Below are 6289 nucleotides of genomic sequence, written 5' to 3' on the forward strand. Positions count from 1 at the left end.
TACATTACCAAACAGGACGCTTTACGGCAGTAAATGCACTGACTCTAATTTTGCGTGCGTGGGTATCGACCGAACAGTGGCCGGCATGGACAGGAGAGTTAGCTCACGCTGATCCCGCTCTGGCACGCCAGTTCGTCTATCGCATTTCACACGAATCGAAGGTGTGCCCTATCGTCCGGTCGGGCCTGTCGTGACGCAGTGCCGGCGGCGCTCGGACCAGACGGAGGAGATCGCGCGCAAGCTCGAGATCGTGCTGGCGGAGTTGGCTGCACTGCGCATTCTGCTGGCTGCGCACGGCATTAGCACCCCGCCACCTCTCGATGATGACTACCTCACTGTTCAGCGGTTCGCGGCTATGAATCACATAAGCCCCGAAGCCGTGCTCTCTCGGATCCGCCGCGGCAAGTTGCGTGCGGAGAAACGCGGTGGCCGCTGGTGGGTGAAATGCACGTTTTGCTCAGCATAGCCGTGCAGTGACGAGGACAGTAAGAGAGAATGGATCAAGATCCGGAAGCGGTACATGGAAATGATCTGTGCGTTCAAGTTGGTATCTCCTCTGGGCTCGACCGGACAGCCAATGGAAAATCAAGAGATTTATCGAAGTCAACCTGGCGCACGACCAACACACCGCCGCGAGGCTCGATCTCGATGCCCTACGCAATCACACCGCGTGGGCGCCCCGAGCACTGGGACATCGGATCACCATGTTTGCGTGACCGGGATCACTCAGTCAATTCGGTCTCATCAACAGAGCGATCTGAGTGAACAAACGAAAGAGCACGGACGCGTGCCACCAAAAGTTCCACTCCGGCTGCTGCAAGTCTTGTGGCGAATGGAACGCCGCACACACGCTCCATCTCGGTTTTGATCATGAGCCACCGCACGCTTACGGCCTGGAGCATCGGAAGAAGGATGCTTTGCTCGCAAATCGCACACCTTGCGAGTTTCCCTGAGCATAACTCGAACGTCCGTCTCACACCCGCTGGGGCGTAGCAGTGGAAAATGTATCGAGATCATTCGCCTCTTCAGGCGTCGGCTAGCGTGCCGGTGTCAAACGGGGACCAATCTGATTTCGCTGGGATGCTCGCCAGAATCTGGCTGGAGAAGGAGATAGCCGATGATGTCGCCAAGACTGATGTCAGTCCTCGGGTCGATGGTAGCGGTCGAGCGTATGTTTTGGAAACTTAGAGAATTGATCGACGGCGACAGCTCGATCCCACCTGATGTTCGAGAGACGCTTCATGTCATGTTAGACGCAAAGCTTCTTGCCGCTAAGGATCAGATCATGAGCGACGCGCGCGCTGCAATTGATGCAACTCCCGATTTGCCGCAGGCGGCCCGCGACCGAGCATATAGGTCGCTCGATTCTGCAATGAAAATGTTCATGTCCAGAGAACCGCGCCGCACTCAGCATCCTCGTAGCGAAGTCGGTATGTCCAGCGCTCATCCCGAGATGCATTGATGCATGCTCCGCTCCATCGATCGCTTGCCGCGACATTTGGCATTGCTCGTCTAACCAACTCGAGGTTTCGCCTAGCACCTGGCGGAATTCTGCTTAAGACGTTGGTTAACTCACTCGTGCACGTAGAGCAGCGTCTTTCTCATCACAGATGGTCTCGTCAGTAGGCAAGGCCGCGGGAAGCATGGCTGCGGCACCTTCTCCGGCACTATCAGGGCGACAATCGCAATTCCGGCCCTCGATCTCAGAGGATGCGTGCGGCCCCCCTTGCACTTCAATGCGGCCGGCTGGCAGCCTGCCGACCCTCAAACAGCCGGCGCGCTACGACAGTTGCGCCGATTGCGCAGCGGGTGGGACGATGCCGTCGGGAGATTGCACCACTGACCACACCACATCGATGCCCATCACGAGTTTCTTTCCTGCAACCATGACGGCGTGGACTGCTCCACGACTGACCTGCAGAGCTGTCTCAGGCTACGAGAAGAGAGATCCAAAACCTTGCCGGACGTCGCTTTGATCTCGCGTCAGGATCAACGTCGCGCTGACCGTGACCAATAGTTCCTGGCCGAGTTCGATTGTTGAGCTAGCCTACCTAAACTAAGAGGTTTCGAAGGTGCGGTTTCCTTCCTAGAACTCGATCCGCGATGGTCAGTACAGCGGATGCATCATGAAGCCTGACGAGCGCCTCGCCGAAGTCCTTGAAAACAGCGCGTGTTTTGATGATGAGGCATGGGAGGTATGGGCACAGTGCCTCTCACCCACCGAGCGCCTGGCGTATATTCGCAAGCATCGCTCTCACTTCCGGTTCACAGATTACGATGAAGTAATAGCTGTTTTACGCGGTCGTCGCTTCACCGGTTGCTCATCGCAGCTCCTTAGATGGCGCCACAGGATACGCGCAAGGACGTTGCAAAGTGCTTTGCTCTTCTCGGTTGCGGTTTGGCTGGGGGTCATCTGGCTTGCGGTGCGCTTCATCCGCTGAGATCAGCAGCCGGGTTACGCTTGCGCTGAAGATCACTCTGACGGCACGCAATCAACGATGCGGCTAATAGTCCGCCCTCCTATTCATGGCAACAGCGGCTGCATCTAAGGGGATATCGGAGTGGGCGCGCTCGCAGCTATTGTCAAACAATGACGTCGCTCGCTTCCTTGGGTCGCATATGTCAATTCAAATAAGATTAAGGCGAATCGCCTTGACGACGCACTGGGTACGGCTGTTCGTCTCCAGCTTTCGCATTGCGTTCTTGAGGTGAAAGTTGACGGTATTCTCGCTGACCTTTAGAATCACCCCGATTTCCCAAGATGATTTTCCCTGTTCGACCCACCGGAGGCAGTCCTTCTCTCGTTCGGATAGAGCCACTTCCATTTGGCATCTGCCCTCCGATGAAGGCGCGATCTCTGCAAACGCATGATGAAACTGCCAAGCCAATGCGTTGAGATGACTGAGACGATGCTCAGGGTCGGCATCGTCGAAACTGGACGCAAACGATACGACGGATAGCCGTCCGAATGGTCCAAACAGTGGTACGGTCACGCCATGCTTCAGGCCGGCCTCTCTGGCCTCATTCAACAAACGCGTTTCGCCCGGTTGCAATTGATGTTGGTCGGCGAGTCGATCCCATAGAAACGGCGCCGATAGCATCGTCGTCCGCCGAACCACGGGGTCAATCTCATTGTACCCGCGTTCAGAATAGCGCTCGCACCAATCGGAAGGAAAGTTCACCGTCACTGGCGCCCGGAGATACTCTGGCAGGCGAGTCGGCCCCGTGTCGGTCAGTGACCCGTAAGCCACTTGACCGAACCCCAGTTCGCTCGAACAGCTCACAAGCAGATCGAACAGCGCCGTGAGAGATCGCGTTTGTCTTGCACAGTCGACGAAGCTAAATAAGTCCATTTGGCGCCTCACGCCGCCGACTTAGGCAGGCCAGTACTGCGTGGTTTCACTGAAGCCTGTCTGAGGGGATTTCGGCGCCATTTCGGGCTCCTCTTGCTTGCGAAGTTCTCGACCGAATGCGACAAGCATACTTCTCGTTCGCGCTGCAGAGCACTCTTTCTCCCGGTCGGATACTCGTCTTGATGGAGCGACTGTGCATGTGCTTCTTTCCGGGCGGACGGACCTGAACTTGGCCCAGCAAGTGTCGTACCAGCTAGTGCGCTCGCGAAATCTCGCACAATGACAAGCAATTTGAGACTCCGGCTCTAGCCAGCCCAACGATCGCTGTCGCAATTGCGACATTCGTCGCAAGTGCGACAGCCTTACTGGCAATATTGGCAAGGCATCATATTCTGCACCAGCAAACTGACGACCTAAGATCGTTTAACTTTGGCTCGGGCGTGGAAGCCCGTTGGGGAGCGTTTGCAATCGGCGCGATGGGCGCTGTCGGCTTTGGAATAGGCGCTAATGTTCCTGCGCGTTCGACATTGCCGCGGATTGTTGAAGCAGCGGCCTCTAGTTCCTTCTTCCAGTCCATCTTGTGTGTTTCCCCGAACGGTCATCGGACGAGGCTAACTTGGTGCGGTACGCGCGCCCAGCGACCCCTTTTGGTAGTTGCGAGGCCGCTGCATGTCGGCAAAATGGTGGCCGATGAGCCTTCTAGATGCACCGATGCGGTATATGATCCGCCGTGACGCGCTCGGGTGGACTGTGGTCGATGCCATGACCGGGCAGGTGGCGTACCGGGGCACCGTCACACTGACGGGACTTGCGCTACAAGAGGCTGATTTCTGGGCCGATGCAATGTCGTGGCTTCACCGCGAGGAAAACCGGCCGCAGAATGGTCGATAGCGCAAACCCAAGCATCTGTCGGGTTTTGGGTGAAATGCCGGGCCTGCGCGTGGCCCTCGGCGAAGTTTGTTACGCGTGTGTTATCCAAACAGGTTGTGCCACGAGGAGTCTTGCAGCATTCCATGGCGTGTCGGAACCAGGGAGGGAGCCGATGTGCACAGTATTGCCTTACGTGGGAATTGGCCTCTGCGTGTCTCTTTACGGCCTGGCTGGCGTTGGGGCTGGTGTTCTGAGCCTGGAGACGCTCGAAGTGGCATGCATCGGCGAAGGAACGCGGCACAAATGGACCGCGGGAGAACGTGTGGTCGTTTGCGATGCGGCGGGATCGCGTCTCAGCGGTAAGCAGAGAGTCGTTCTCGGGTTCGAGCGCTACGCGGAGTAGGCTTCGCGTCTTGCTTGATGGTTCGAGGGGGCCGATTACCCTGCACGTGAGCTTCGTCAACCAAGTGACGCAACAGGATGGAGGATCAGAACGATGCGATGAGCGCAGCCTACGCGGATCGCGCAAAGATCAAAACTCACCTGCGTCAAACTAGTCGGCTGTGACCACTCTCTGGCATGGAAGCAGGATCGCCAGGCTCCCGACAGCCGAACTTTGATAGGAGACGGACGTGGCGAAGGCTATTGTAAAATGGTTCAACGCGATCAAGGGTTTCGGCTTTATTCAGCCGGATGAGGGCGGCCAAGATGGTTTTGTGCACATCAGCGCCGTCGAGCGCGCTGGCCTCTCGGACCCGCGCGAAGGGCAGACAGTCTCTTACGAGGTTAAAGTCGACCCGAAGCGGGGTAAGAGCAGCGCGGAAAATCTGCGTGTCTGATTTGTTGTTGTAGGCGCCTGACCCTCAGCCCCCCAGCCCAAGTCTGGCGCTTACCTCGGAACGACCCCAGCGCGTTACGCACTGGGGTCGTTTCATTTCTCGCCGCTTTTCGACGTTTCGTCGGGTCCGACAGTGGTTTTTTCAGCATCGGGCGATTGGCGATCCTTTGAAACCCATCCGACCAATCCGGCCAGCACGAGGACAGCTCCGGCGAGTGCCCAACCAGTGGATACCGGTGAAGACTGCCGAACAACAAGCAGCCAGCATGATTTTGCGAACGCGAGAGATGCTGATGAGGCAGCGCAGCCAGACGGCAAATGCTCTGCGTGCTCATATGGCCGAATTGGGCATTATCGCCGGGACAGGCATGGCCGGCATCGCAAAACTCCTGGTGCTTCTCCGGGACGAAAAAGACAATAGGGTCTCCGACGCCGCCCGCTTTGCCCTGATCCTATTCGCTGAACAGATCATAGAGAAGCTCGACAGAGAGATTTTGGTTGCCGTCAGAAAGGACCCCGATGCGAGGCGTCTGATGAGCATACCGGGTGTCGGTCCTCTCATCGCCGCTACCGTTCGGACATCCGTCGCGAATGCTCGCGATTTTGCGACTGCACGAGATTTTGCCGCTTGGACCGGGCTCACACCGAGGGCACAGTCGGGCGGCGGAAAAGAAAGGCTCGGCGCGATATCAAAGCGTGGAAATCGGCAACTACGGACGCTCTTGATCGTTGGTGCGACCTCTATCATCAAGCTTGCTAAACGAGGCTTGAAAGTCCCACTCTGGATTCGGACCATGCTGCAAAGACGGCCGGTCAAGGTCGTATCGGTCGCGCTCGCCAATAAGATTGCGCGCACGATCTGGGTCTTGCTGGTCAGCAGGCGGCATCTATCAGGCGCCGGCCGCAATGCTGAAATCCTAATCTCAAGAGCTCTCCGGCGGAAGAAGAACGCTGCCGAGGAGGCAAGGTGCAAATCTGGATGAACCCCGAATGACGTCATTCCCGGTAGCAAAGTTAACGAATTGGAGCGGCCGAGGGGGTAGACGACGGGCATGCCGACCGCCCGGGACCCTCTTTATCGCCGCCAGCATTTCCTCGACCATGCGCAAGCTTAAGGGAAACCGGAAATACACAGAGCTGGCCCCGGTTGTTTGGACAGCGCCCCGCTGGATTTAAGTGGATTCCTGCCGGGTTATGCTGAACGCGGGGCTTTACGATTTTGTCGTTG

At 57.3% G+C, this 6289-nt stretch carries 6 protein-coding genes and 1 pseudogene; 6 read left to right on the top strand and 1 reads right to left on the bottom strand.

All coding sequences use genetic code 11. The annotated features are described in order from the left end of the window. Nucleotides 1-163 precede the first annotated feature (163 nt). The 3 genes from AC0L3P_RS34370 (at nucleotide 164) to AC0L3P_RS34380 (ending at nucleotide 2441) form a co-directional block, all read left to right on the top strand. Nucleotides 164-466 (top strand): hypothetical protein, encoded by a 303-nt coding sequence (locus tag AC0L3P_RS34370; protein ID WP_473308691.1) that lies wholly within the window; start codon nucleotides 164-166, stop codon nucleotides 464-466. Nucleotides 467-1117: 651 nt separating this feature from the next. Next, nucleotides 1118-1462: a hypothetical protein gene (locus tag AC0L3P_RS34375; protein ID WP_473308692.1), complete on the top strand. Its 345-nt coding sequence runs from the start codon at nucleotides 1118-1120 to the stop codon at nucleotides 1460-1462. A 664-nt stretch (nucleotides 1463-2126) separates the two neighbouring features. Beyond that, nucleotides 2127-2441, top strand: coding sequence for a hypothetical protein (locus AC0L3P_RS34380; protein WP_473308693.1), 315 nt, complete (start codon nucleotides 2127-2129; stop codon nucleotides 2439-2441). Between the two features lie 186 nt (nucleotides 2442-2627). On the opposite strand, the gene AC0L3P_RS34385 is transcribed toward AC0L3P_RS34380, so the two are convergent. Continuing rightward, on the bottom strand, nucleotides 2628-3353 hold the full coding sequence (locus AC0L3P_RS34385) for a helix-turn-helix transcriptional regulator (protein WP_473308694.1): 726 nt from the start codon (nucleotides 3351-3353) through the stop codon (nucleotides 2628-2630). Nucleotides 3354-4022: 669 nt separating this feature from the next. Here AC0L3P_RS34385 and AC0L3P_RS34390 point away from each other — a divergent pair. The 3 genes and pseudogenes from AC0L3P_RS34390 to AC0L3P_RS34400 form a co-directional block, all read left to right on the top strand. Then, complete coding sequence (locus AC0L3P_RS34390) at nucleotides 4023-4244, top strand: hypothetical protein (RefSeq protein WP_473308695.1); 222 nt, start codon at nucleotides 4023-4025, stop codon at nucleotides 4242-4244. 611 nt (nucleotides 4245-4855) lie between these two features. Then, a complete protein-coding gene (locus AC0L3P_RS34395) occupies nucleotides 4856-5062 on the top strand; it encodes a cold-shock protein (protein WP_473308696.1) in 207 nt (68 codons plus the stop codon). A gap of 223 nt (nucleotides 5063-5285) precedes the next feature. Next, nucleotides 5286-5982: pseudogene (locus AC0L3P_RS34400) on the top strand (IS110 family RNA-guided transposase); the annotation flags it as partial. Nucleotides 5983-6289 lie beyond the last annotated feature (307 nt).

The sequence above is a fragment of the Bradyrhizobium sp. WSM4874 genome, assembly GCF_055811835.1.

Coding starts and splice junctions, on each gene's coding strand:
- AC0L3P_RS34375 (WP_473308692.1), top strand. CDS start 1,118: ATGATGTCGCCAAGACTGATGTCAGTCCTCGGGTCGATGGTAGCGGTC.
- AC0L3P_RS34380 (WP_473308693.1), top strand. CDS start 2,127: ATGAAGCCTGACGAGCGCCTCGCCGAAGTCCTTGAAAACAGCGCGTGT.
- AC0L3P_RS34385 (WP_473308694.1), bottom strand. CDS start 3,353: ATGGACTTATTTAGCTTCGTCGACTGTGCAAGACAAACGCGATCTCTC.
- AC0L3P_RS34390 (WP_473308695.1), top strand. CDS start 4,023: ATGTCGGCAAAATGGTGGCCGATGAGCCTTCTAGATGCACCGATGCGG.